At 62.3% G+C, this 24579-nt stretch carries 15 protein-coding genes, 1 tRNA gene and 2 rRNA genes; 13 read left to right on the top strand and 5 right to left on the bottom strand.

Translation table 11 applies throughout. The features are described from left to right. Window positions 1–88 precede the first annotated feature (88 nt). Genes hppD through LH365_RS15945 form a run of 5 tightly spaced genes read left to right on the top strand, consistent with a single transcriptional unit; the run spans window position 89 to window position 5303 of the window. Window positions 89–1150 carry a 4-hydroxyphenylpyruvate dioxygenase gene (gene hppD / locus LH365_RS15965; protein ID WP_226745554.1) on the top strand — a complete coding sequence of 354 codons (1062 nt, stop codon included), beginning with the start codon at window positions 89–91 and terminating at the stop codon, window positions 1148–1150. After that, on the top strand, window positions 1150–2421 hold the full coding sequence (gene hmgA, locus LH365_RS15960; RefSeq protein ID WP_226745553.1) for a homogentisate 1,2-dioxygenase: 1272 nt from the start codon (window positions 1150–1152) through the stop codon (window positions 2419–2421). The genes hppD and hmgA overlap by 1 nt, the downstream gene beginning before the upstream one ends. Further along, complete coding sequence (gene fahA, locus LH365_RS15955) at window positions 2421–3734, top strand: fumarylacetoacetase (RefSeq protein ID WP_226745552.1); 1314 nt, start codon at window positions 2421–2423, stop codon at window positions 3732–3734. The genes hmgA and fahA overlap by 1 nt, the downstream gene beginning before the upstream one ends. Continuing rightward, on the top strand, window positions 3731–4096 hold the full coding sequence (locus tag LH365_RS15950; RefSeq protein WP_226745551.1) for a Rieske (2Fe-2S) protein: 366 nt from the start codon (window positions 3731–3733) through the stop codon (window positions 4094–4096). The genes fahA and LH365_RS15950 overlap by 4 nt, the downstream gene beginning before the upstream one ends. Before the next feature lie 13 nt (window positions 4097–4109). Next, window positions 4110–5303, top strand: a complete 1194-nt coding sequence (locus LH365_RS15945; protein WP_226745550.1) for an amino acid aminotransferase — start codon at window positions 4110–4112, stop codon at window positions 5301–5303. 9 nt (window positions 5304–5312) lie between these two features. Here LH365_RS15945 and LH365_RS15940 read toward each other — a convergent pair whose 3' ends face one another. Further along, window positions 5313–5660, bottom strand: a complete 348-nt coding sequence (locus tag LH365_RS15940) for an L-rhamnose mutarotase (protein ID WP_226745549.1) — start codon at window positions 5658–5660, stop codon at window positions 5313–5315. 108 nt (window positions 5661–5768) lie between these two features. Between LH365_RS15940 and LH365_RS15935 the strand changes: the two genes are divergently transcribed. The 7 genes from LH365_RS15935 to LH365_RS15905 all read left to right on the top strand — a co-directional run bounded on the left by LH365_RS15935 (window position 5769) and on the right by LH365_RS15905 (window position 17565). After that, the gene (locus LH365_RS15935) at window positions 5769–7109 is read left to right on the top strand and encodes an anti-phage deoxyguanosine triphosphatase (protein ID WP_226745548.1); all 1341 of its coding nucleotides are present in this window, start codon (window positions 5769–5771) and stop codon (window positions 7107–7109) included. 101 nt (window positions 7110–7210) lie between these two features. Further along, window positions 7211–7813 carry an RNA polymerase sigma factor gene (locus LH365_RS15930; protein WP_226745547.1) on the top strand — a complete coding sequence of 201 codons (603 nt, stop codon included), beginning with the start codon at window positions 7211–7213 and terminating at the stop codon, window positions 7811–7813. A gap of 51 nt (window positions 7814–7864) precedes the next feature. After that, the gene (locus LH365_RS15925; protein ID WP_226745546.1) at window positions 7865–8797 is read left to right on the top strand and encodes a DUF4880 domain-containing protein; all 933 of its coding nucleotides are present in this window, start codon (window positions 7865–7867) and stop codon (window positions 8795–8797) included. A 131-nt stretch (window positions 8798–8928) separates the two neighbouring features. Next, the gene (locus LH365_RS15920) at window positions 8929–12069 is read left to right on the top strand and encodes a TonB-dependent siderophore receptor (protein ID WP_226745545.1); all 3141 of its coding nucleotides are present in this window, start codon (window positions 8929–8931) and stop codon (window positions 12067–12069) included. 102 nt (window positions 12070–12171) lie between these two features. Further along, complete coding sequence (locus LH365_RS15915) at window positions 12172–14250, top strand: S9 family peptidase (RefSeq protein WP_226745544.1); 2079 nt, start codon at window positions 12172–12174, stop codon at window positions 14248–14250. 30 nt (window positions 14251–14280) lie between these two features. Beyond that, window positions 14281–16770, top strand: a complete 2490-nt coding sequence (locus LH365_RS15910) for a prolyl oligopeptidase family serine peptidase (protein ID WP_226745543.1) — start codon at window positions 14281–14283, stop codon at window positions 16768–16770. Window positions 16771–17265: 495 nt separating this feature from the next. Then, window positions 17266–17565 carry a hypothetical protein gene (locus LH365_RS15905; protein WP_226745542.1) on the top strand — a complete coding sequence of 100 codons (300 nt, stop codon included), beginning with the start codon at window positions 17266–17268 and terminating at the stop codon, window positions 17563–17565. 120 nt (window positions 17566–17685) lie between these two features. Here the strand turns inward: LH365_RS15905 and LH365_RS15900 are convergent, their stop codons facing one another. Next, on the bottom strand, window positions 17686–18285 hold the full coding sequence (locus tag LH365_RS15900; protein WP_226745541.1) for a biliverdin-producing heme oxygenase: 600 nt from the start codon (window positions 18283–18285) through the stop codon (window positions 17686–17688). A 496-nt stretch (window positions 18286–18781) separates the two neighbouring features. Between LH365_RS15900 and LH365_RS15895 the strand changes: the two genes are divergently transcribed. Beyond that, window positions 18782–20755, top strand: coding sequence for a ferritin-like domain-containing protein (locus tag LH365_RS15895; RefSeq protein ID WP_226745540.1), 1974 nt, complete (start codon window positions 18782–18784; stop codon window positions 20753–20755). Window positions 20756–20995: 240 nt separating this feature from the next. Here LH365_RS15895 and LH365_RS15890 read toward each other — a convergent pair. The 3 genes from LH365_RS15890 to LH365_RS15880 form a co-directional block, all read right to left on the bottom strand. Beyond that, window positions 20996–21072 (bottom strand) — tRNA-Met (locus LH365_RS15890). Between the two features lie 111 nt (window positions 21073–21183). Then, window positions 21184–21298 (bottom strand): 5S ribosomal RNA (rrf, locus tag LH365_RS15885). 74 nt (window positions 21299–21372) lie between these two features. Next, window positions 21373–24250, bottom strand: a 23S ribosomal RNA gene (locus LH365_RS15880). Window positions 24251–24579: the final 329 nt, after the last annotated feature.

The raw sequence follows: 24579 nt of genomic DNA, 5'->3' as shown, positions 1-24579 counted from the left end.
GCCTTTCCATGCCCTCACGAAAAAGAGACTGGATTTTTTAAATTGTTTCAATAGATACTATATCCATTGAAACCGATTGGAGTCCGCCATGTCCGTCCATCCGCATAATCCGCTAGGCCTCAACGGTTTCGAATTCGTGGAATTCACCAGCCCCGACCCCGCCTTCATGCGGGCGCATTTCGAGCGGCTGGGCTTCGTCGCCGCCTCGCGCCATCCGACCAGAGCCGTAACCCGCTACAAGCAAGGCCGCATCAACCTGTTGCTCAACGAAGAACTGACCGGTCAGGCCGCCGATTTCCGCGTCGTGCACAACGCTTCGGCCTCCGGTATGGCCTTCCGCGTCGCCGATCCGGCCGCGGCTTATCAGGCGGCGCTGGCACGCGGCGGGCAACCCGCCGATGCGGCCGCGGGCACGCTGGGCGAAGGCAGCTTCGTCCTGCAGGGGATCGGCGGTTCGTATCTCTATCTGACCAAGGACGGCGAAGACCTCTATGCCGACTGGTTCGCCGTGCCCGGCGCGGCGGACGCCGAGCGCGAAAACAGCGTCGGGCTCGACCTGCTCGACCACCTGACGCACAACGTCCATCGCGGTCAGATGCGCGTGTGGTCGGACTTCTATGCGCGCATTTTCGGTTTCGAGGAGCAGAAGTATTTCGACATCAAAGGGCAGGCCACTGGCCTCATCTCTCAGGCCATGATCGCGCCGGACAAGGCCATCCGTATCCCGCTCAACGAGTCGCAGGACGACAAAAGCCAGATCGAGGAATATCTGCGCGAATACAATGGCGAGGGCATTCAGCACCTGGCCCTGACCACCGACGACATCTACGCCACGGTCGAAAAACTGCGCGCGCGCGGCGTCACGCTTCAGGACACGATCGAGACCTATTATGAACTGGTCGACAAGCGCGTGCCCGGCCACGGTGAAGACCTTGAACGCCTCAGGCGCAACCGCATCCTGATCGACGGCAATGTCGGCGACGAGGGCATCCTGTTGCAGATATTCACCGAAAACCTGTTCGGTCCGATCTTCTTCGAGATCATCCAGCGCAAGGGCAATGAGGGTTTCGGCAACGGCAATTTTCAGGCCCTGTTCGAATCCATCGAACTGGATCAGATCCGCCGTGGCGTCATCAAGGTCGATGCGTGATGCGCCCTTACCTCACCGGTTTCGGCAATCATTTCGCCACAGAGGCCGTGCCCGGCGCGCTGCCCTTGGGACAGAATTCGCCGCAGGCCGTGCCCTTCGGCCTCTATGCCGAGCAGTTTTCCGGCACCGCCTTCACCGCGCCGCGTGGCGAAAACCGCCGGACGTGGTTCTATCGCCTGCGTCCGTCCGCCGGACACGGGGCGTTTCAGCCCTATGAAGCCCCCGGCTGGCGCACGGATGGCCCGCCGCCCTCGCCCAACCGTCTGCGCTGGTCGCCGCTGAACTGGCCCGAAGGCGCGGTCGATTTCGTGGACGGGATGACCGCCTATGCCGTCAGTGGCGATCCGGCGACGCAAACGGGCGTCGCCTTATACCTCTATGCCGCCACGGCCAGCATGTCCGGGCGCGCTTTTTTCAACGCCGATGGCGAGATGCTGATCGTGCCGCAGGACGGCGCATTGAGGATCGTCACCGAATGCGGGGTTATCGAGGCTGCGCCCTTGTCCGTCGTCCTGATCCCGCGCGGGCTGAAGTTCCGCATCGAACTGCTGAACCAGCGGGCGCGCGGCTATGTCTGCGAAAACCACGGCACCGCCTTCCGCCTGCCTGAGCTTGGCCCCATCGGTGCCAATGGCCTCGCCAATCCGCGCGATTTCGAGACGCCCGCAGCCGCCTTCGAAGACGACGACACGCCGCACCAGTTGCTCCAGAAGTTTCAGGGCGGGCTTTGGACGACCACCTTGGCCCACTCGCCCTTCGATGTAGTGGCGTGGCACGGCAATCTGGCTCCCTTTCGCTACGATTTGCGCCGCTTCAACACGATCAATACGGTCAGTTTCGACCATCCCGATCCGTCGATCTTCACCGTCCTGACCTCGCCGTCGGAGACGCCGGGCACCGCCAATGTCGACTTTGTCATCTTCCCGCCGCGCTGGATGGTCGCCGAGCACACCTTTCGCCCGCCGTGGTTCCATCGCAATATTATGAGCGAATTCATGGGCCTGCTCGAAGGCAGTTACGACGCCAAAGGCGACGGCTTTGCGCCCGGCGGCGCGTCGCTGCACAACAGCCTAAACGCCCACGGCCCGGACCGCGCCAGCCACGCCACCGCCGTACAGGCCGACCTCACACCGAACAAATATGAGGGCACGATGGCCTTCATGTTCGAGAGCCGCTTCGTGCTGAAACCCACGCAGCAGGCCCTGTCCCTGCCCGGCCTGCAACCCGATTACGATGCCGGCTGGAGCGGCTTCGAGAAGGCCAAACTCTGATGTCAAAATCCACTATAGACGAAACCCACGACCCGGCGCGTCAAAGCTGGGTGGCCAGCGCCAACGGTCACGTCGATTTCCCAATCCAGAACCTGCCGCTGGGCGTCTTTACGCCCCCCGGTTCAGACGATCCGCGCCTCGGCACGGCCATCGGCGATCAGATCCTCGATCTGCGCGGATTGCATCAAGACAAACTGATCGACGGGGACGCTGCCGCCCTTACGGCGCGAACGCTCAACGCCCTCTTCGCCCGTCCGTCCGCTGAGCGCCGGGCCCTGCGCCGCAACCTGTCGGCCCTTCTCAGCGACTCGGCCGTTGAGGCCAGAGTGTCGCAACACTTGTACGCGATGCAGACCTGCATCCTGCATCTGCCGGCGGAGATCGGCGACTACGCCGACTTCTATGTCGGCATCCACCACGCCACGGCGGTGGGCAAGCTGTTCCGCCCCGATAACCCGCTGCTGCCCAATTACAAGCACGTCCCCATCGGCTATCACGGTCGCGCCTCATCGATCCGCGTGTCGGGTGAGGCCGTAACCCGTCCGAACGGCCAGACCAAAGCCCCCGATGCCGACGCGCCGGTCTTCGGACCGTCGCAGCGCCTCGATTACGAACTGGAGCTGGGCGTCTTTATCGGCGGCGAAAACGCTTTGGGTCGACCCGTTCCGATCCATGAGGCCTCTGAACGCATCGCCGGTTTCTGCCTGCTCAACGACTGGTCGTCGCGCGACGTTCAGGCGTGGGAGTACCAGCCGCTGGGGCCGTTTCTGGCCAAGAACTTCCACTCGACGATCTCGCCGTGGGTGATCACCGCCGAGGCGCTGGCCCCCTTCCGCACCGCGCCGCTGGCGCGCCCCGAAGGCGACCCCGCCCCGCAGCCCTATCTGTTTGATGCCGAGGATCAGACCGAAGGCGCGTACCGTATTCGTCTGGGGGCGGAAATTCGGACTCAGGCCATGCGCGACGCCGCCCTGCCGCCCGCCCGGCTGGCCGCTTCAAAGGCCGAAGCCGCCATGTACTGGACCGTGGCGCAGATCATCGCCCATCATGCGGTTGGCGGCTGCAACCTGCGCCCCGGTGACCTGCTCGGCACCGGCACCCTGTCCGGCGCGCAGCCCGATGAGGCGGGCAGCCTGCTGGAACTGACCCATGGCGGCAAACAGCCCCTCGTCCTGCCGTCCGGCGAAACGCGCCGCTTTCTCGAAGACGGCGACGAACTGAGCCTGTTCGCCCACGCCGAAGCCGCAGGCTATGTCTCCATCGGCTTCGGCGCCTGCACCGCCCGCATCCTGCCCGCGCCGGAGGTCCCGTGAATCTCGCCGCGCCCCGTCTGACGCAAGTTCGCCCCGGCATCGCGCTGGGGCCGCTCGCTGCTGTCGTTGACGGGCGGGCGCGCAACTACGTGCTCCAGGTGGGCGAGGCGCGCTTTCATGGCTTCGTCGTGCGACGCGGAGACACGGCGAGCGGCTATGTCGATGCCTGTCCTCATGCCGGCCTGCCGCTCAGCCAGACGCTCGACGACTACCTGACGCCCGACGGCGCGCTGATCCGCTGCCACTGGCACGGCGCGCTGTTCGACATCGATGACGGATCATGCCTCGGGGGCCCTTGTGCCGGCGCGCGCCTGACCCCGTGGCCGGTCGCCGTGCGCGCCGGCCAGCTTTTTACCGCCTGACTTGGAAACTGAAGTGAACACGACCTTGCTTGCCGCCCCCCTCTTCGCCACCCTGAAGAACCAGCCGTCCGACAGCTTGCTGGAGCTGATCCAGCTTTTCCGCGCCGATCCGCGCGCCGAAAAGATCGACCTCGGCGTTGGTGTCTATAAGGACGAACAGGGCCGCACCCCGGTCATGGCGGCGGTTAAACAGGCCGAGTCCGCATTGCTGAGTGCGCAGGAGTCCAAGAGCTATCTCGGTACGGCCGGCGATATGGGCTTTGTCGACGCCCTGATCGCGGTCGTCTTTGGCGAAGCCCGGCGCGGCGACCGGTCTTTGAGCGGCCTGCAGACCCCCGGCGGCACGGGTGCCCTGCGTCTGGCCGCCGAACTGCTCAACCGCGCCCGCCCCGGCGTGACGGTGTGGGTGGGCTCGCCGACCTGGATCAACCACTTCCCCATCTTTCAGGACGCGGGCCTGAAGATCAGTGAATACAAATATTTCGACCGCGACACCCAAAGCCTCACCTTCACCGCCCTGCGCAAGGCGCTGGAAACGGCGCAGACCGGCGACGTCGTGCTGCTGCACGCCGGCTGCCATAACCCGACCGGGGCCGATCTGAGCGCCGATCAGTGGCGCGAAATCGCCGCCCTGTGCGCCGAGCGCAGCCTGCTGCCGCTGATCGACATGGCCTATCAGGGACTGGGCCACGGTCTCGAAGACGATGCCGACGCCCTGCGCAACCTGCTGAGCGTCGTGCCGGACGCTCTGATCGCCTATTCGTGCAACAAGAACTTCGCCCTCTACCGCGACCGGGTCGGCGCGCTCTTCTATCAGTGTGCCGACGAGACCAGACGCGAGCGCCTGCGCGGCAATCTGATCCATCTGGCGCGCACCCTGTGGTCCATGCCACCCGATCATGGGGCGGCCGTGGTGCGCCTGATCCTCAACGATGCGGCCCTGACCCAGGTATGGACCGACGAACTCGCCACCATGCGCGGGCGCGTGCGAAACCTGCGCGCAGCCTTGGCGATGGCGCATCCGGGTTTGAGCTTCCTGACGCGCCAGAACGGCCTGTTCTCGACCCTGCCGCTGAGCCCGGAACAGGTGCTCGACCTGCGCACGACCCACGGTATCTATATGGCGTCGTCAGGCCGGGTGAACCTCGCCGGCCTCGCCACGGCTCAGGTTCCGGCGCTGGCCAAAGCCCTGAAACCTTTCCTCTAAGCCCTTGATCTAAGACTGTTCGCCGAGGTCGAAAATGCGCGTCAGGGCGACCCACTTCTCGCCCGGCGCGGCCTGGGGCAACGGCTTCTGGAATTCCCACATCAGCCGCTCCCAGGCCTGCACGTCCTCCGACGCCGCATCGGCGGCGGCCTTGGCGTCCGGCGAGAAGCCCTCGCCCACCTCCATGATCATGAACAGGCGGTCATGCGCCTGCCAGATTTCCATCGTGCGGATGTCGGCCTCGCGCAGGCTGCGCACGATAGGCGCGGGGACCTGCCCGGGCGCGTGCCACCGCTTGTAGCGCGCAATGCTGACGGGGTCGTCGTGCAGGTCGAGCGCGAAGCAGAAACGGGTCATGGGGCCTCCTCTTTTCACCCTGTCTAGCGCATTGCCGCGGATTCGTCACTTGGAGCCGGCATCGGACCCGCCTAATGTGCCGCGTCCTTACGAAGCGAATCTGTAAACATGTCCTGGTACGCCCGCCGCGAAAACTGGTCTGCCAAAGCCGATGACGCCCGCGACGCCGGCGATATCGACTATGCCCGCATCATCCACTCGGCCTCCTTCCGTCGCCTGCAGGGCAAGACCCAGATCCTGAACCTCGGCGACAGCGACTTTTACCGCACGCGTCTGACCCATTCGCTGGAGGTGGCGCAGATTTCGGGCAGCCTGAACAAGCAGCTCAAGACCCACCGCGCCGACCATGCCGCCGCCGCCCACCTGCCCGATCGCGCACTAATTCAAGCCATCGGCTGCACCCACGATCTTGGCCACCCGCCCTTCGGCCACGGCGGTGAAGTGGCGCTGAACTATTGTATGCGCGATCATGGAGGCTTCGAAGGCAATGGCCAGACCCTGCGCATCCTGTCACGACTGGAGAATTTCTCGGCCAGTGCCGGAGCCAACCTGACCCGCCGCACCCTGCTGGGCGTGCTGAAATACCCGGTCGCGGCCTCGAAAGCCGCCAATCCGGTCCTGACGCCGGCGCTGCTGCCCGGCGCGACGACCATCGACATCATCGACTGCCACGCCTCCAAGCCGCCGAAAGCCTATTTCGACAGCGAGGCCGACGTCGTCGAATGGGTATTGGAACCCCTTTCCGAAGAGGATCGCACACGGTTTCAGGCGCTTGATCTGAAAGACAAAAAGCACCACGCCACCCGGCACAAGTCGCTCGATTGCAGCCTGATGGATGTGGCCGACGATATCGCCTATGGCGTCCATGATCTCGAAGACGCCATCGCGCTCAATCTGGTGACGGAAAGCGCCTTTCGTCGCGCCGTGCCCGAAAGCGTCTGCACCTCTTTCCTCGATGCCCTTAAGGCGCGCTACCCCAAGGAAAGCGGCAATAATGTCTATGAAGGCATGGTCGCGGCGCTGTTCGGCGGGTCGGGCTCGCGCAAGCACTATGTCAACCGACTGGTCGGGCATTTCATCACCAATGCCCGCTTCGCCGAAGACGCGGCCTTTGCCGAACCCCTGCTGCGCTATCGCGTCGAACTGCCCGAAGGCCCGCATCGTTTTCTGAAAGCGCTCAAGGATTTTGTCTTCGACGAAGTGATCCGCTCACCCAGCGTCCAGCACCTGGAATTCAAGGGACAGGCCATGGTGGTGGCAGTGTTCGAAGCCCTGCAATCGGACCCGAAACGCCTTCTGCCGCGCGATCAGTTCGCGCGCTATGAGACCGCGCCCGACGGACTGCGCGTCATCTGCGATTACGTGTCGGGCATGACCGACAACTACCTGCTGCGCACCTATGAGCGCCTGTTCGCCCCGCGCATGGGCTCGGTCTTCGATAAGCTGTGATGATGAGGGCACACCGCGCGCGCCGTGAAAATGTTCAGTTGACGGATTTTGATCTTGCCCCTCAAATAGCGGTCGGTGCGGGTGCGCCGGGGACAGTTCAGTTGACGTGGTTGCGTGACATAGATCGCTGGTTCAGCGCGGAAATCGTTCCGCATGAGCGGCAATATACCGATCTGGCGATGCGGCTGACCGGCCATATCGAGAATGCGCGCGACCTGGTTCACGACGCCTATGCGCAGGTCCTGACGCAGGACAAATGGCGTCAGATCGACAATCCCCGCGCCTATGTGATGCGCACCATCTACAATCTGGGCCTCAACGGCATCCGCCGCTCGCGCGTGGTCTCCATGCAGCAACTGGCCGATGTCGACGCCATCACCCAGATCGACATTTCACCGGACGCCTTCGACACCTTTTCTGATCGCGAGGAACTGACGCGCGTGCTCAAGGCCGTCGAAACCCTGCCGCCGCAATGCCGCAAGGTGGTAGTCATGCGCCGCATCGAAGACGTACCGCCCGCCGAGGTCGCGCGGCGTCTGGGGCTCAGTTTGTCGACGGTGGAAAAGCATCTGGCGCGCGGTCTGGCCTTGCTGGCGGACAGGCTGGGCGACCCGTCGGATACGTCAGAGCCGTTGAAAACCACGCGTCCCGCGCGAATGACGCCTTTCCAAGGCTTGAAATCGAGACTATTAAACCGCCCATAACAGGACAGGGGAACCGGCGTGACATCCGGCGAAACATCTCGGCAGATGCTCATGGAAACGGCCAGCCTGTGGCAGGCGCGGCTGGATTCCGGTGCGGCCGATCCGGCGGAGTTCGAGGCCTGGCGCGCGGCCGATCCCCGTCACGCCGCCGCCTTCGCCCGCATCGCCGGCACCGTGCATCAGCTTGAACGCGCCAAACGGGCGCACCCTGCGCTTCGTCCCGCCCCCGTCCGCCTTGCCTCGCGCCGCCGCTTTCTGGCGGCAGGCGGCGGTCTGATGGCTGCCGGACTGGCGGGCGTCGCCTTCCTGCCGTCGCTGGCCCGCGCACGGGCGCGCACGGGCGTCGGCGAGCACCAGCGTCTCAGCCCGGCCAAAGGCCTCGATCTCGACATCAATACCGACTCCACCGTGTCCTGGCGCAGCGGACCGCAGACCGCGGTGTGGCTGGAGCGCGGGGAACTGGCGCTGGCCGTGGCGCCGGGCGCGTCACCTTGTCAACTGTCGGGCGGTGAGGGCCGCCTGACCGTCGTCAGCGGTACGCTGAACGCGCGACTGCGTGGCGAGGCGCTGGACTTGATGGTCATGGAAGGCGACTGCGTCATCATACCCGAACGCACGCCGATCTTCGAGAACAGCGGCGCGGGCGTCGCCGGACGTCCCCTGACGATCAAATCCGGGCACGCTATCATGGCCACAGCCACGGCGACGCGCCTGCGGCCGGTCAATGAGGGCGACGTCGCCTTTACCGGCGGTTGGCGGCAGGGTGAACTGATCCTCGACGGCCAGACGCTCGGCACGGCAGTCGATGAGTATAACCGCTATCTCAAACAGCGCATCGTGATCGCCGATCCGCAACTGGAATCCGTGCGTCTGGGCGGGCGATTCAATACGCGCAATCCCGATGACTTCCTCTCAGCCCTGAACGCCGGTTTCGGCATCCACGTCCTGCGCGACCCCAGCGGCGAAATTATATTAACGAAATAATTCGTTTTCATTCAATAAATTAACAGAAATATGAAATTTTTGCGGCGCAACAATGGCGGTTTGCGGCGGATCGATTGTCTATACCCTGACGCCGCTTCTCGGTGGCGCATCGCACTTGGGGATAGAACAATATGCTGAAACACACACTGAAGCGCGGCGGCTCTTTGGCCGCGCTGGTTCTGAGCGTTAGCCTGACCGGAGGCCTGGTGACCGCAGGTCTGGCCGCACCCGCCCTGGCGCAATCGTCGAAGGCCGCCATCGCTTTCAATATTCCGTCGCAGAACGGTGCCAAGGCGTTGAACGAGTTCGCGCGTCAGGCCGGTGTTCAGCTTCTCTTCCCCTACGATGCGGCCGCCAAGGTGCAAACGCCCGCGATCAAAGGCACCTACACCCGCGAAGAGGCTCTCGCTCGCCTTATCGTCGCGACTAATTTCGAAGTCGCCAGCATCACCGACACCACGGTCAGCCTGCGCGAAAAGAGCACGGCCTCCGGCCCTCAGGCCGTAGAGGAACCGCAGGAGGTGGTGGTGACCGGATCGCGCCTGCGCCGCCCGACCTTTGAAAGCCCGGTGCCGCTGATGATCCTGGGCAATGAGGAACTGGCTCAGGAAGGCTATACGGATATTGCCGATGCCCTGACCGACATTCCCGGCATCGATCAGGCCGCCAGCCTGTCGAACGGACAATCCTCGACCCAGACCAATGGCATCTCGACCATCTCGCTGCGCGGCATGGGCTCCAACCGCACCCTGACCCTGATCGACGGCCGCCGGACCGTATCGAACGTCGGCAACAGCAATACGGTGTCGCTGTCGACCATCCCCGCGGCCTTTGTCGACCGCATCGAAGTGACGACCGGCGGCGCGTCGGCGGTCTACGGTTCCGACGCCATTGCCGGCGTCGTCAACATCAAGACGCGCACCAAGTTCGACGGCGTGATCTTTTCGGCCGACAAAGGCCTGACCCAGGACGGCGGCGGCGGTTCCAGCGAAGCCGGTTTTCTGGCGGGCACCTCCTTCTTCGGCAAGCGCCTGCGGGTGATGCTGGCCGCCAATCACGAAGAGCAGGACATCCTGCGCGCCACCGACCGCGATAGCGCGCTCGATTCCCTGACCTATTCGCAGACCACCAACACGGTATCGGGTCCGGACGTGTCCAGCTACACCTTCGGCGGTCGCTTCCAGACCTCGACCAGTTCGACGGCCACCAAGTACTATTTCGACGAAACGAGCGGCACGACCTATAAAACAGGCTTCGTCACGGCGATCAACGGCGTCGATCTGCGCCCCGAAGGCACGCTGATGACGCCGCGCACGACCGACAATGTCGCGCTCAAGGCCGTGTACGACCTCGGCAACGATCTGGTCCTCAAAGGTCAGTTGATGTATTCGCACATCGTGACCGCCGGCACGCGCTACACCCCCAGCGCCTATTACAACACCACCTACGGCATCAATGACGAGTTCACCGTCGGCCGCATGAACAAGGCCAATCCGTACCTCGCCCTGTATCCGACCGTTCAGGCCGCCACTCCTACCGCCGGCCTCTACTGGTATCGCCGCTTCGGTGAGGTGGGCGTCATGACCATCGACAACGACCGCACGACGCTGCGCGGGATTTTCAGCCTCGAAGGCAAGGCGTTCGGCGGCAACTGGAACTGGGATCTCGGCTATTCGTTCGGTGAATTCGAGCAGAACCAGTACCGCTCGAACGGCCTGAACTACGAAAACCTGTCCTACGCCATGAAGGCGACGACCGTGAACGGGCAGATCGTCTGTCTCGACACGACGGCCCGCGCCAATGGCTGCGTGCCGGTCAATCCGTTCGGCATCGGCTCGATCAGCGCAGCGGCCGCCAACTATATCCGCGCCAACGCCTGGTATAACGCCAAGAACGAGCAGGAATCCTTCACCGGCAACATCACCGGCTCGCTGTTCGAACTGCCCGCTGGTCCGGTCGAGGCCGCCTTCGGCTTCGAAGTGCGCCGCGACTCGACCCGCACCCAGACCGACGATCAGACCGAACGCGGCGTGACCAGCTACGCCTACATCCCCCGCTATTCGGGTGAGGTGAAGGCCAGCGAAGTCTATGCCGAAGCCAGCTTCCCGCTGCTGCGCGACGTACCCTTCGCCTATCGTCTGAACGTCGATGCCGCCGTTCGCGCCGCCAAGTACGATCTCGACGGCGTGGACAATACGCTCAGCTACCGCGCCGGCGCTCAGTGGGCGCCCGTCCGCGGCCTGAACTTCCGGGCGACCCTGGCCCGCGCCCAGCGCGCACCGAACATCTCGGAACTGTATTCGCCGCCCCGCGACGACTTCGAAACCGTGGTCGATCCGTGCAACGGCGTCACCGCGACGACCGCCGGGACCATTGCCGCCAATTGCCGCGCCAATGCCGGCATAGCGGCGGCCATCGCCGCTGACGGCCTGTTCAGGCAGGACAGCACCAGCGTCAATACGCCCAATGCCGGCAACCTGCTGGTTCAGGAAGAAACCGCCGACACGGTCACCTTCGGCGTCGTGTTCAGCCCGTCCTTCCTGCCGCGCTTTCAGGCCAGCATCGACTATTACGACATCAAGGTCGAAGGCGTGATTTCTTCGCTGCAGACCGCAATGATCCTCAATTCGTGCTATTCGGACGGCGCCGGGACCAGCAACCGCTTCTGCGGCTTCGTCAATCGCGATTCCGAAGGCCAGTTGACGCGCATCATCAACCGGGTGGACAATCTGGACGAGATGCGCGCCGAAGGCATCGACGTGGCTGTCGCCTATCGCTTCGACCTCGATCAGTGGAAGGTGCCGGGCCGTTTCGATGCCCGCCTGAACTATAATCGCCGCCTCAAGCTGGAGCAGAGCTATCAGGGCCTGACCGGCATGGAAGTGGACGATTGGGTCGGTGAGGTCGGCGGCGCCGAGGACGAGGCGCGCGCAAGCCTAGCCTGGACGAACAAGGGCCTGATGCTGAAATGGTCGACCCGCTACATCTCCGACGTGGTCGATTCCAACGAGCGTCTGGCGGCGGTTCAGGCCGCCGGCACGGTGAACCCGCTGTATCTCTATCTGGACAGCTACACCCGCCACGACTTCAGCTTCAGCTACAAGCCCTCGACGCATGACGGCCTCAAAATCTATGGCAACGTGCGCAACGTGTTCGACGAATACGGCCCCTACCTGCCTGCGGGCACGGATTCAGGGAACGATTTCAACTACTCGTCCGTTTACGGCATGATGGGCCGGAGCTTCCAGATCGGCTTCCAGGTCGAGTTCTAACCCCTCGGAAAGGCCCCTGCGGAAACACCGGGGCCTTTTTCCATATCTGAACGCCGTTACCCCGGTGAAGGTCTCTCCATGTTTGTAAAGCGCGCCCTCTGTATGATCCTTATGCTTTCGGTCTGCGCCCCCGTCATAACCCACGCGGCCAACCCGGCCACGGTGCAGGCGGAAACGCCGCCAAAAGCCATGACCGCCGTCGATCTTCTCAGCCTGCAACGCGCCTCCGATCCGCGCCTCTCGCCCGATGGCCGCGTGGTGCTTTATCGCGTCAGCACCAGCGACTGGAAGAAGAACCGCGTCACACTGTCTTTGTGGCGCGCCAATGCCGACGGCAGCGAGCCGCGCCTGATGGTCGACGAAGGCGGCGGCGATCTGAGCTGGTCGCCCGACAGCCGCCGCTTCGCCTTCGTGGCGCGGCGCGGCGAAGACAAGGCCTCGCAGATCTACCTCATGTCCGTGGACGGCGGCGAAGCCAGACGCCTGACCGACAGCGCGCAAAACGTCAGCGACCTGCGCTGGTCACCGGATGGCCGCTTCATCTATTTCACCGCGCGCTCGCCCGAAACCAAGGCCGACAAGAAACGCCTGAGCGAGAAGGATGACATGTTCGCCTTCGAAGACGCACGCACCCGCACGCAGTTGCGACGCGCGGACGTTGTGACCGGCAAGCTGCAAACGGTGGCCGGCGGCGATTTCGACGTCAAATCCTACGATGTCGCCGCCGATGGCGAAACCGTCGCCTATGTCCGCGCCCCCTCGCGCCTGCTGGATGACGGGCCGTTCGGTGAGGTGTGGTGGCAATCGGGGACGGGCAAGGCGCGGCAACTGACCGACAATAATTACGGCGAAAGCGGCGTCAAACTCTCGCCGGATGGCCGCACCGTGCTGTTTCTGGCCAATGCCAAAGACGGAGCCTACGGCACGGTCAACCGCAACCTGTTCGCGCTGAATACCGAGACGAAGGCCGTGGCCGAACTGGGCACCCGCGCAACGGACGCGCCCGGTTGGGAAATCGAAAGCGCCGCCTTCGCGCCGGACGGCAAGAGCGTCTATTTCACCGCCAATGAAGGCGTGCGCGCGACGCTCAACCGTGTGCCTGTCACCGGCGGCGCCTGGCAGACCCTGGTCACCGGCGACAGCGTTGTGTCCGACGTCGACGTATCCGCCAGCGGTCGCCTCGCCTATATCCAGTCTTCGGCCACCTCTCCCGCCGAACTGTTCACCTTCGATCCCAGGCGCCTGCAATCGACGCAGGTCACGCATCTGAGTGACGACCTGAAAACGCGTTTCCGCCTGCCGCGTCAGGAGGCCCTGCGCTGGGTCGCCCCCGACGGTCAGGCGCTGGAAGGGCTCGTCACCTATCCGCTCGACTACGTGCCGGGCAAGGCCTATCCGCTTGTCGTGCAGAACCACGGCGGCCCGCGCAGCGTCGATCAGTTCAATATCTTCAGCTATGGCCGCCTCAATCCGCTGCTGGCGGCGCGCGGCATCATGACGCTGAGCGTCAATTATCGCGGCGGCACCGCCTATGGCGACACCTTCCTGCAGGGGATGAACGGCGGCTATTTCAAATATGCCGACAAGGACGTGCTGTCCGGCATCGATGAGCTGATCCGGCGCGGGCTGGCCGATCCAGAGCGTCTGGGCGTGATGGGCTGGAGCGCCGGCGGCCATATGACCAACCGCCTGATCACCACGACCGACCGCTTCAAGGCGGCGGCATCGGGTGCAGGCACGGTCGACTGGACGTCGATGTACCTGACCTCGGACACGCGCTGGCAGCGTCAGGAATGGTTCATCACCCCGCCCTACGGCACGTCGGCGCGCCGCGACCTCTACGAGGAATATTCAGCCCTGTCGCGCCTCGACAAGGTGACGACGCCGACGCTTATCATGGCCGGGGCCGAGGACGATCGCGTGCCGACGGCGCAGTCGATCATGCTCTATCGCTCACTGAAGGCGCTGGGCGTTGAGACCGAACTTTACCTCGCCCCGCGCGAGCCGCACAATTTCGCCGAGTTGCGTCACCGGCTGTTTCAGGTCAACAAGCATATGGACTGGTTTTTGTCGCGTCTGACCGGACAGGACTACCTCTGGGACAAGGCCCCAGACAGCAAGGCCGACGGTAGGCGCGAGGACGAGGAAGAGGACGGGCCGGAAGACGCGTCGATGCGCTAACCGGACAGACGGCAACAGGAAAGATTATATATGCGGATCGAAATCTTATGGCGCACGGCGACGGCTCTGACAGCCCTTTCGGTCGTACTGACCCTATCGCCCCTCACCCCGGCGGTACGGGCGGCGGACGTGACCTATCAGACGCCGCCGGCCCCTATCGGACAGATTCTCGACGCCGCGCCTACGCCCTCGGTCATGGTCAGCCCCGAACGCAAGACCATGGCGCAGTTGGGCCGCGAGAATCTCCCTTCCATCGCCGCGGTGTCCGAGCCGATTCTGCGTCTGGGTGGCTACCGCATCAATCCGCGCAATAACGGCCCCATCGAGGCGCGCGCCGCCTGGCTCAACCGGCTGGCTTTCGAAGACGTATCCACGGGCACGGTGCGCGAGGTCGCCCTGCCCGCCGGGACGCGCTTCCTGTCACCGCGCTGGTCGCCGGACGGCGTGAAGCTGGCTTTTCTCGCCGACGCGCCCCGTAACTCTGGCGGCGGTCTGGAGCTGTGGGTCGCCGATGTGAAGACGGCGACGGCGAAAAAGCTCACCTCCGGCATTGTCAATGCGGCCTTCAGTCCGTCCTTCGACTGGCTGTCGGACGGTCAGGGCATACTGGTTCCCGCCATCCCCGCACGGCGCGGTGCGCCGCCTGTGGCCGACCCCGCACCCGCTGGTCCTATCGTACAGGAATCGAAAGGCCGCACCGCTGCCATCCGCACCTATCAGGATCTACTCGGCAATGCGCACGACGAAGTCCTGTTCGACTACTACTTCACCTCGCAGATCACCCGCGTCTCGCTGAATGGCGATGTGACGACCATCGGTGATCCCGGCATTTTGACCTCCGTCGCCGTGTCCCCCGACGGCAAATATCTGCTTACCAGCCGCCTGAAGCGGCCCTACAGCTATCTGGTCCCCGCCAGCCGCTTCCCGACCGAGATTGCGGTTTCAACCATCGAGGGGCAGCCGGTGAAGGGGCTGGCCGACCGTCCGCTGATCGACAACCTCCCTGCGGCCTTCGACGCCGTGCCGACCGGCATGCGCGCGGTGTCGTGGCGCGCCGACGCCCCGGCCACGCTGGTCTGGGCCGAAGCGCAGGACGGCGGCAACCCCCGCACCAAGGCCGTCGTCCGCGACAGCCTGTTCACCCTCGCCGCCCCCTTCGGCGGCGCACCGGAGAAGCTGATCGACCTCGATCAGCGCTATGCCGGGCTGGACTGGGGCCGCGCCGACACCGCCCTCGTCACCAGCCGCTGGTTCGACACGCGCAAGGAAAAGCGCATCGTCATCGATCCCTCGCAGCCGGGCGCAGGCCGCGTGCTGATCGAACGCAACTATCAGGACCGCTATAACGATCCGGGCGATGTCGTGACCCGCCGCACCGCCGAGGGCGAGGACGTGCTGCACTTCACGCCGGACGGCAAATCGGTCTTCGTCACCGGCGCGGGCGCATCGGCCAAAGGCGAGTTTCCGTTCGTCGGCAGGATGTCGCTGGCCGACGGCAAGGTCACCCGCCTGTGGCAGGCCGAGGCCCCCTATTACGAAGCCCCGGTCGCTCTGGCCGATGCCGCCGGCAAGACGGTGATCACCCGCCGCGAAAGCAAGGACGACGCGCCCAACTACTTCGTCCGCCCGGTAAAGGGCGGCGCGAAGGCGCGCGCCCTGACGCAGTTCCCCGACCGCGCCCCGCAATTCGCCGGCGTCACCAAGCAGACCCTCACCTATACGCGCGCTGATGGCGTTACGCTGTCGGGCACGCTCTATCTGCCCGCCGGCTACAACAAGGCCAAGGACGGCCCGCTGCCTCTGCTGATGTGGGCCTATCCGGAGGAGTTCACCGACGCCACCGTGGCCAGCCAGACCGTGGATAGCGGCAACCGCTTCACCCGTCCGGGCGGGGCCAGCCATCTGTTCCTGCTGACCCAGGGCTATGCCGTGCTCGACGGTCCCTCCATGCCCATCATCGGCAAGGACGGCGCAGAGCCCAACGACACCTATGTCGAACAACTGACCGCCAGCGCCAGGGCCGCCGTCGACGCCGTGGTGGCGCTGGGCGTCGCCGACCGCGACCGCATCGCCGTGGGCGGCCACAGCTACGGGGCCTTCATGACCGCCAACCTGCTGGCGCATACGGATCTATTCCGCACCGGCATCGCGCGCTCGGGCGCCTATAACCGCACCCTGACCCCGTTCGGGTTCCAGTCGGAGCAGCGCACCTATTGGGAAGCCACCGACACCTACACGAAGATGAGCCCCTTCACCTATGTACGTCAGGTGAACGAGCCGATACTGCTTATTCACGGCGAGGTGGACGACAATTCCGGCACCTTCCCGATCCAGAGCGAACGCTTCTATGCGGCGCTCAAAGGGGCCGGGGCCAATGTCCGCTATGTGGTCCTGCCTAACGAAGCCCATAGCTATCGCGCCCGGGAATCGACTTTGCATACCCTGTGGGAAATGACGCAGTGGCTGGACACCTATGTGAAGAACGCCCCGCCGCGGAAAGCGGAACCCGCGGCGCAATAAAAAACCGGCGGAGTCACGCTCCGCCGGCGTTACACTGACGCTTCCGAAAGCAGCGGCGGTCTTCAGAGGCCGGCGCAGACAGGTTTGCCCCTTACGCATCTGCCTCAACAGGCCCGCCGAGGTCGTCGCCGGGTGGACAAGACGCGCGCGGATACCGGGCCGCGCCGTGACGATAGTGGTGTCGACGGCATCGGTTTTTTAGAGCGGAATGATTTCTGATGGAATCATTCCGCTCTAGCCGCCATTGCGGCGGCGGCCAAGGTGGCGGAGCCACCGCCCGGCGAGGGCGTAAACAAAATCCAGATCCTTATGTTTCCATAAGAAAACATAATGATCTAGAGGTTACAGGTCTTGTCGGTACGGCCGCACCACGGCTTGAGGCGCATAAAAAAGGGGCTGGGCCCAGCGGACAGAATGCCAAAGCGGCGTTAAGCATGGCAAACACATCGCCTCTTTACACCCGCTCGATTACGCAGATGCGAGACGAGGTCCCCCATGTTGCTGGAATTTGAAATCGAACGCATTACGCGTTGGGTGGAAACGCGTGCGCTCTCGCCCGAAGCCGCCGTATCCGCCCTGTCGCACCTGATGGCCCAATATCTGCAGGCCCGCGGACTACCGCTCCATCTGACGCTCTTCGAACGCTATGCGCTGGCGCTGTTCCGCCGTAGCGTCCTTGAGCGTAAATCGACGGCCCTGGCGGAGCCTCTGATAGAGCGCGCCTGGCGGATGCTGGGCACATCCACCGCCGACAAAAGTCATGTTATCCCCTTACCGTGGTGTCTGGCCGTTTAACGCGGCGGACCTCAAACGCACCCATTCAATCAATATGGGTATCTTCCTCGACCGGCAGCGGCAGGGTCGCATACAGCCCATCACACGGCCTCGACCAGCGGCGCTGAAGCGCTTAACCCTTCAAACGCCATCGAAGAAACGCCGCACCAGCCCATGCACGCGGGTAAAGGCGGCCCCCGCCCCGGCGGTGACCCGCGCCTCTTCTTCCGCCGTGAGGTCGATAGCGTCCAGCGCCGCAGTAAAGGTGCGCCAGTGCAAACCGCGGCCTTCATCGGCGGGCGCCAGATGCCGCGCGCCCTTCGTGGCGTCGAGGCCCAGTTTCGCGGCGAATTTGAGCAGGAAGGCGGCCCCCAGATTGGAGCCTTCGGCCACATAGAGCCAGCCGAGCGCGGTCGGCAGATCGACCGTCGCACCCTTGACGAAACGCGGCGCCCCGTCGGCTTCGGGGGCGTCCGCCCCGACATCGCTCAGGTCCAACACCACCTTATCAAATCGGCGGCGACCTTCCAGATCGGGCAGCAACGCCGCCAGTTCCGGCACGTCATAGAGCGTGCCGATATCACGATGGAACAGGTACTGGACCTTGAGGAACTTGGCGTAGTTTTCGACATCAGCGAACGGGTCACCCGCCATAATCGACCTATCCAGACGATCATGCGTTCCCGTCGTCAGCCCCTTCAGACGCGTGGAGCGTGTATCGGTGTCCATGCTCGCTGTCATAAGGCGGACTCCTACCATTGGCTCGCAAAATAGCGACCATAACCCGCGTTGCGAAGATCAAGATTACCTTCACGGAGACTTCATCAGATATCTCTGTGCATATGACGTTTGCCAAAGCGAATAATTCACATCCGCAGCCACTTTATACGCCTGTCGGCTCAAAAATGAATGTCAGGCTGAAATTACCGACTGACGACCGACGACGGGGTCACGAGGTCTATCTTACCCACGACGACGGCCGTGCGCCTATGATCGCCGCCCCACCGACCGATAGCCGCGACGCCGGAGAGCATGAGCGTGTCGGTTCCTGGCGCTTCTGCGGCGATCACTGCACCGGCCATCCCCGCAAATACGGACGAGGCGAGCCACTGCGCAAAGAGGTCCACCGCGTTCTCGCCGCCCGCCCTGCGCGGCTCAATCATATTCAAACGGTTACTGGCAGAGGGGAGCCATCCGATGATAGGCTCTGCCTGCACTGGCACCTGAGGAACCGTTTATGTCGTTCGTAGAGCCTCCGATCATCATTCACAATCGCGAACAACTTCTCGACAGCCTGAGCGAGGCCGCCGAGATCGAGCACAACCTGATGTGCTGCTATCTCTATGCGGCATGGTCATTGAAGTCCGAAGACGACGACGATCTCGACCCCGATACGCAAAAGGCCGTGCGCGGATGGCAGCGCGCCATCGTCGATGTTGCTATCGATGAAATGACCCACCTGACGCTGGTCGCCAATCTGATGAATGCGATCGGCGGCGTCGCGCATCTCAGTCGACCCAACTTTCCGGTCGCCGACGGCTATCACCCGTCAGGCATTCAGGTGCGGCTGGCCCCCTTCACGCACGAGACGCTTCAGCATTTCATCTATCTGGAAAGACCGGAAGGCAGCCACGAGTCCGACGGTCCAGGCTTCGACAACCGCCCGCCCTATCAGCGCGCCTTGGCGGGCCTGCGTCTCATGCCTTCGGCTCAGGACTATCTGACGGTGGGCCATCTTTACCGCTCGGTTGAGGCCGGTCTTCAACAACTGAGCGAGGAGATGGGCGAAGCGGCGCTTTTCTGCGGCGATCCGGCGCTTCAGGTCTGCCCGAACATTCTGGCCCTGACCGGCCTCGTGCGCATAACCGATCTGGCTTCGGCCCGGCAGGCCATTCAAACGATCGTGGAACAGGGCGAAGGCACGGTGATCGGCTGCGCCCGCAGCCACTACAGCCGTTTCGTGAAAATCCGCGAAGCTTATGACGCGTTTCTTGCGGCCGACCCCGATTTCAAGCCGGCGCACAATGCGGCGCGCAATCCCGTAATGCGGCGTCCGATCCAGAACCCCGAAGACCGCGTCTGGGTCGAATGCGAACGACCGCGGCAGATACTGGACCTCGCTAACGCCATCTATAACCACATGCTGCGCTTTCTGGCTCAGGGCTTCGTCGCGACGGACCTTGCCGAAAAGCGGCTGATGATCAATACGTCGATCGACCTGATGCGCGCACTCGATCCGCTCGCGCGGGAACTGGCCCGCCTGAAGGCCAACGATCGCGACGACTGCAATGCTGGCCTCAGTTTTGCGACCTTGCGAACGCTGGATACGCCCCATTCGACGCCCGCCATCCGGCGGCTGCTGGCCGAGCGGCTGCAGGAAATACGCGAAGGCGGTCGGGATATCGCACCCAGCCCGCGTGTAGATCGCGCCCTTTCCAATCTGGACGCCATCTGCAAAGCCTACCGGCGGGGGGCGGCTCTAACGGAGGAGGCCGCCCCTGCCCCCGCGGCGGCTGCGCCGGATTCCCTTAAGGCGGCGGCTCCCGAAACGCTTTCCGAAACGGGCAGAAATTCCGCACCGGAAATCGTTGAGGGAAAGGATATCACGCTGGTCGTGGACATGAAGCGTTGCATTCACGCCCGGTTCTGCGTCACGGGCGCGCCGAAGAGTTTTATCGCCAACGTTGCCGGCCCCTGGCTCCATCCCGACGCGACACCCGCCGCACAACTGGCCGAGATCGCACACGCCTGCCCGTCAGGGGCCATCGCCTACAGGGGCAAGACGCTGCCGGACGAGCAGGCTCCGCACGTTAACATGATGCGTATCCGCGAAAACGGCCCGAATGCCATCCATGCTCCTCTGACGGTCGGCGGCGAAGATATCGGCTTTCGGGCGACCTTTTGCCGGTGCGGCGCGTCGAAAAACAAGCCCTACTGCGACGGCTCGCATCACGAGGTGCATTTCGCGGCGTCCGGCGAACCGGAGACCCAGAGCCTGGATGCGCTGGCGATCCGTAATGGTCCGCTGCAAGTAGACCCGCAGCGCAACGGGCCGCTAAGGCTCACCGGCAATCTCGAAATCTGCGCCGGCACAGGACGGGTGGTAAAGCGCGTCGAAGGCGCGTTGCTGTGCCGGTGCGGCCAGTCCAATGCCAAGCCCTTTTGCGACGGCAGCCATCGCGCGGCCGGATTCGAGGCCGACGGCGTCTGACCTCATTCCGATGCGCCCGTCTCCTCATCATAATCTGCCGGCCTTGCGAATCCAGGGTTGAATACCAAAAATTTTGGGTGCGGGAGCCAGATTTGGGTCGCTAATGCTCCCCGAACTTGCCGCACGGGGCGCGGCGGCGTTTGAACTGACATTTTAGCTTAGTCGTCAGTTCAAACGACCCTATCCGGGGTTTAAACACACAAAAGGCCTCCATCAGGAGGCCTTTTGTGTGTTTAAGGCTGGGTGCGGGAGCCAGATTTGAACTGACGACCTTCAGGTTATGAGCCTGACGAGCTACCGGGCTGCTCCATCCCGCGACACCTGGGATACCCGGAGGGTTTAGGCTCTGGGTAAGCAAAAGACCGGTCTTTGGTGGACCGGTCTTTGATGCGTAGAGTGAGTGAAGGGTTAGTGCTTGTGTTTGATAGACCTGGCGGCGACCTACTCTCCCGCGCCTTAAGACGAAGTACCATTGGCCCAGGCAGGCTTAACGACCGAGTTCGGAATGGGATCGGGTGGGGACCGGCCGGCATAGCCACCAGGTCAATCAAACACAAGTTAAGAGAAGACATTGTCGTTATGAACGCGCACGGTTTTCGGTGCGTTTATTTGAGGGAACGATCAAGCCGATCGGATTATTAGTACTGGTTAGCTTCACTCCTCACGGAGCTTCCACACCCAGCCTATCAACGTGGTCGTCTACCACGATCCTCAGCGAGACCTTGTTTTGAGGTTAGTTTCCCGCTTAGATGCTTTCAGCGGTTATCTATTCCATACTTAGCTACCCTGCTGCGCGGCTGGCGCCACGACAGGTCCACCAGAGGTATGTCCATCCCGGTCCTCTCGTACTAGGGACAGATCCTCTCAAGTCTCGAACACCCACGGCAGATAGGGACCAAACTGTCTCACGACGTTCTGAACCCAGCTCACGTACCACTTTAAATGGCGAACAGCCATACCCTTGGGACCTGCTCCAGCCCCAGGATGTGATGAGCCGACATCGAGGTGCCAAACTTTGCCGTCGATATGGACTCTTGGGCAAAATCAGCCTGTTATCCCTAGAGTACCTTTTATCCGTTGAGCGATGGCCCTTCCACGCAGGACCACCGGATCACTATGGCCGACTTTCGTCTCTGCTCGACTTGTCAGTCTCGCAGTCAGGCGGGCTTATGCCATTGCACTCATCGAACGATTTCCGACCGTTCTGAGCCCACCATCGCGCGCCTCCGTTACACTTTGGGAGGCGACCGCCCCAGTCAAACTACCCACCACGCCATGTCCCGGACCCGGATAGACGGGCCGCGGTTAGACGCCAACAGCAATAAGGGTGGTATTTCAAGGATGGCTCCACAAGGACTGGCGCCCCTGCTTCATAGCCTCCCACCTATCCTACACATGTTGCTGCTAACGCCAAGGCGAAGCTATAGTAAAGGTTCATAGGGTCTTTCCGTCTGACCGCGGGAACCCCGCATCTTCACGGGGAATTCAATTTCGCTGAGCCTATGCTGGAGACAGTGGGGAAGTCGTTACGCCATTCGTGCAGGTCGGAACTTACCCGACAAGGAATTTCGCTACCTTAGGACCGTTATAGTTACGGCCGCCGTTTACCGGGGCTTCAATTCGGAGCTTGCACCCCTCCTTTTAACCTTCCGGCACCGGGCAGGCGTCAGACCCTATACGTCGCTTTACAGCTTCGCAGAGCCCTGTGTTTTTGATAAACAGTCGCTACCCCCTGGCTTGTGCCACTCAGTCCTGCTTGCGCAAGGTGAGTCACGCTTATCCCGAAGTTACGCGTGTAATTTGCCGAGTTCCTTCAGCATAGTTCTCTCAAGCGCCTTGGTATGCTCTACCTGACCACCTGTGTCGGTTTCGGGTACAGTCTATGTATGAGTTATTTCCAGGGACAACTTCGCTGCATGCACAATCCAATAAGCACATACAACTTACGCCATCCGTCACTTCATACTGGCTCCGGAATATTCACCGGATTCCCATCGACTACGCCTTTCGGCCTCGCCTTAGGGGCTGGCTAACCCTGCGCAGATTAGCTTTACGCAGGAACCCTTGGTCTTTCGGCGAGAGTGTCTCTCACACTCTTTATCGCTACTCATGTCAGCATTCTCACTTCCGATACCTCCAGCCAACCTCACGATTGACCTTCTCAGGCTTACGGAACGCTCCGCTACCGCTCACTTACGTGAACCCATATCTTCGGCGTATGGCTTGAGCCCCGTTACATTTTCCGCGCAGGATCGCTTGATCAGTGAGCTGTTACGCTTTCTTTAAAGGATGGCTGCTTCTAAGCCAACCTCCTGATTGTCAATGCAATCCCACATCGTTTCCCACTTAGCCATAACTTGGGGGCCTTAGATGATGGTTAGGGTTGTTTCCCTTTTCACGACGGACGTTAGCACCCGCCGTGTGTCTGCCCGATAGTGCTCTTGGGTATTCGGAGTTTGGTTAGTATTGGTACAGCTCGCGCCGCCCGCAACCATCCAGTGCTCTACCCCCCAAGGCATTCGTCGGACGCTCTACCTAAATAGATTTCGCGGAGAACCAGCTATGTCCAGGTTTGATTGGCCTTTCACCCCTATCCACAAGTCATCCCAGAATTTTTCAACATTCACGGGTTCGGACCTCCAGTACATGTTACTGTACCTTCATCCTGCTCATGGATAGATCACCTGGTTTCGGGTCGTCATGCGACGAACTTAACGCTCTATTCAAACTCGCTTTCGCTACGCCTACACCTATCGGCTTAAGCTTGCTCGGCACATGAAGTCGCTGACCCATTATACAAAAGGTACGCCGTCACCCCGCTTGGGGGCTCCGACTGCTTGTAGGCTTCCAATTTCAGGTTCTGTTTCACTCCCCTTGTCGGGGTGCTTTTCACCTTTCCCTCACGGTACTTGTTCACTATCGGTCGTAGAGGAGTACTTAGGCTTGGAGGGTGGTCCCCCCATATTCAGACAGGATTTCACGTGTCCCGCCCTACTCGAGGATCTTGCTAGTTGACGCCTACGGGACTATCACCCGCTATGGTCAGCTTTTCCAAGCTGTTCGGCTTTATATCACAAGATCACTGGCCTGGTCCGATTTCGCTCGCCACTACTTTCGGAGTCTCGGTTGATGTCCTTTCCTCCGGGTACTGAGATGTTTCAGTTCCCCGGGTTCGCTTAATAACCCTATGTATTCAGGTTACTATACCTTATGAGCTCCGCTCATTTTAAGTCGTCGCGCAAGCGCGACAAAGAACCTCGCATAAGCTCGGGCGGCCGGTCGGCCTTGCCTCACCCCAAGGGGCTCGGAAAACCGCGACCATCCAACATCTACGAGTCCAACTTAAAATGAACAGAACACAAAGGTGGGTTTCCCCATTCAGAAATAGCCGGATCAAAGGGTGCTAGCGCCTCCCCGGCTCTTATCGCAGCTTGCCACGTCTTTCATCGCCTCTCTACGCCAAGGCATCCGTTAGAAGCCCTTCAACGCTTGATCGTTCTCTCAACTAAACGCACCGACGACATCCGTCGTTGGCCGCGTTCGTTCTTGTTTCAGACGTCTTACTCACCGCCGCCTCGGAAAGAGGGTATGGGCGACGAGAGATTTTTCATCAGGTCCTAAAACCCGACGTAAAACGTCTAGTCAGACAATGTCTTCAGGTTCCCCTGTGGTCTATGAACCAGACCGGCGGGATAACCCTTCATTCACAATAAGAAGTGGGCCAGTCGGCCCACACCCGTCAGACCAGAGGTTACCCCCATAATCCAACGAAACTCATCAGCATCACAACCACTGTACGTTCGCCTGCTCAACCTTCCGGGAGC

This window comes from Asticcacaulis sp. AND118, assembly GCF_020535245.1.
Taxonomy (GTDB): domain Bacteria; phylum Pseudomonadota; class Alphaproteobacteria; order Caulobacterales; family Caulobacteraceae; genus Asticcacaulis.
Note: the sequence above shows the minus strand (reverse complement) of the source record. Positions and strands in the feature narration are given on the sequence as shown.

Bases quoted from the DNA above. Each gene is read 5' to 3' on its own strand.
- hppD (WP_226745554.1), top strand. From the start codon at position 89: ATGTCCGTCCATCCGCATAATCCGCTAGGCCTCAACGGTTTCGAATTC.
- LH365_RS15915 (WP_226745544.1), top strand. From the start codon at position 12,172: ATGATCCTTATGCTTTCGGTCTGCGCCCCCGTCATAACCCACGCGGCC.
- LH365_RS15905 (WP_226745542.1), top strand. From the start codon at position 17,266: ATGTTGCTGGAATTTGAAATCGAACGCATTACGCGTTGGGTGGAAACG.
- LH365_RS15925 (WP_226745546.1), top strand. From the start codon at position 7,865: ATGGAAACGGCCAGCCTGTGGCAGGCGCGGCTGGATTCCGGTGCGGCC.
- LH365_RS15935 (WP_226745548.1), top strand. From the start codon at position 5,769: ATGTCCTGGTACGCCCGCCGCGAAAACTGGTCTGCCAAAGCCGATGAC.
- LH365_RS15895 (WP_226745540.1), top strand. From the start codon at position 18,782: ATGTCGTTCGTAGAGCCTCCGATCATCATTCACAATCGCGAACAACTT.
- LH365_RS15920 (WP_226745545.1), top strand. From the start codon at position 8,929: ATGCTGAAACACACACTGAAGCGCGGCGGCTCTTTGGCCGCGCTGGTT.
- hmgA (WP_226745553.1), top strand. From the start codon at position 1,150: ATGCGCCCTTACCTCACCGGTTTCGGCAATCATTTCGCCACAGAGGCC.
- LH365_RS15940 (WP_226745549.1), bottom strand. From the start codon at position 5,660: ATGACCCGTTTCTGCTTCGCGCTCGACCTGCACGACGACCCCGTCAGC.
- fahA (WP_226745552.1), top strand. From the start codon at position 2,421: ATGTCAAAATCCACTATAGACGAAACCCACGACCCGGCGCGTCAAAGC.
- LH365_RS15900 (WP_226745541.1), bottom strand. From the start codon at position 18,285: ATGACAGCGAGCATGGACACCGATACACGCTCCACGCGTCTGAAGGGG.
- LH365_RS15910 (WP_226745543.1), top strand. From the start codon at position 14,281: ATGCGGATCGAAATCTTATGGCGCACGGCGACGGCTCTGACAGCCCTT.